Annotated in this window: 1 protein-coding gene; it reads left to right on the forward strand. The window is 30.2% G+C overall.

From position 1 onward, the window contains the following. Positions 1-195: 195 nt before the first annotated feature. Positions 196-555: a GNAT family N-acetyltransferase gene (locus AC5KOD_RS02505; protein WP_496912966.1), complete on the forward strand. Its 360-nt coding sequence runs from the start codon at positions 196-198 to the stop codon at positions 553-555. Positions 556-827: the final 272 nt, after the last annotated feature.

The raw sequence follows: 827 nt of genomic DNA on the forward strand, positions 1-827 counted from the left end.
GGCGGCAAAGCAGCAAACACCCACTTGAGTATTATCCAGTTAGCTTATAATTCTGTAAGATTTGCGGTAGAAAGATTATCTCTCAAACTGAAATTAGTCGCTTAAAAAAAATCACATAAATAAAATTGGGTAAGCTTATTCTCAAATAAAATATTGATTATGAAATTGATTCATATTATATGAGGAGAGACTAGTATGATAACTTACGGAAGAAGAAGTGCCTTAGATGAAGTAGATGTAATCAATCTCTTTGAATCTTCAGAAATTGTTCGACCAATTAATCAACCATCTAGAATTAAAGAAATGATTTTAAATTCAGATTTTATTTATACGGCATGGGAAGATGACAAATTAGTTGGTATTGCACGTTGTATAACAGACTTTAGTTATTGTTGCTATTTATCAGATTTGGCTGTTCATAAAAATTATCAGAATAGAAAAGTTGGCGCCACACTGATTGAACATGTAGAAAGAGAAATAGGGGATGAAGTATCACTAATTTTACTAGCCTCAGAATCTGCAATGGATTATTATCCGAAAGTTGGCTTTGATTAGGCGCAAAATGCCTATATAAAAAAAGAAAATATTAATATAATTTTTGCCATAAGCTAAAAAGTGCCTCTCATTTTAGTTATCTTTGTTCAGTAATCAGCTAGTGAAAGGTGACCTGATCTCGTTAGTATTCAGTTGTTATTTCAAAATTTAATATAGATGAATCAATTTCATAATTCATATTTTATTTGAGAATAAACTTTCCCGATTTTAGTTATGTGATTTTTTTTAAGCGACTAATTTCAGTTTGAGAGATAATCTTTCTACCGCAAATC

The organism is Vagococcus sp. WN80Y, assembly GCF_059621045.1.

What these genes read in the sequence shown, in the direction of transcription:
- AC5KOD_RS02505 (WP_496912966.1), top strand. Translation starts at nt 196, where the DNA reads ATGATAACTTACGGAAGAAGAAGTGCCTTAGATGAAGTAGATGTAATC.